Here is a 748-nt window from a genome sequence, read left to right on the forward strand (position 1 = left end):
CGAACCAATGCGCCGATGTTGTCGCCAGCCTGGCCCTGATCGAGCAGCTTGCGGAACATTTCAACGCCGGTAACAGTCGTCTTGCCGGTAGCCTTGATGCCAACGATTTCGACTTCTTCGCCAACCTTAACAATACCGCGCTCTACACGACCGGTAACAACCGTACCACGACCCGAAATCGAGAACACGTCTTCGATTGGCATCAGGAATGGCTGGTCAATCGGACGTTCTGGAGTTGGGATGTAGCTGTCAACTGCGTCCATCAGGTTGCGGATTGCGTCTTCGCCGAGTTCCTTCGAGGAATCTTCGAGAGCAGCAAGAGCCGAACCCTTGATGATTGGAACTTCGTCGCCTGGGAAGTCGTACTTCGAGAGAAGTTCACGAACTTCGAGTTCGACGAGTTCAAGAAGTTCAGCATCGTCAACCTGATCGCACTTGTTCAGGAACACAACGATCGCAGGAACGCCAACCTGACGAGCGAGCAGGATGTGCTCACGGGTCTGTGGCATTGGACCGTCAGCTGCCGAAACAACCAGGATCGCGCCGTCCATCTGTGCCGCACCGGTGATCATGTTCTTAACATAGTCAGCGTGGCCTGGGCAGTCGACGTGTGCGTAGTGACGTGCAGGGGTTTCATATTCAACGTGTGCCGTCGAAATGGTGATACCACGAGCGCGTTCTTCTGGTGCAGCATCGATCTGGTCATATGCCTTGAATTCACCAAAGAACTTGGTGATCGCTGCAGTCA

Annotated in this window: 1 protein-coding gene; it reads right to left on the reverse strand. The window is 54.1% G+C overall.

Annotated features, from left to right (window positions below):
• Window positions 1-748, reverse strand: a 748-nt coding sequence (locus CEV31_RS00640; protein WP_143850883.1) for an elongation factor Tu, incomplete at both ends; no start/stop codon positions are given.

The organism is Brucella thiophenivorans (assembly GCF_002252445.1).
Lineage (GTDB): Bacteria > Pseudomonadota > Alphaproteobacteria > Rhizobiales > Rhizobiaceae > Brucella > Brucella thiophenivorans.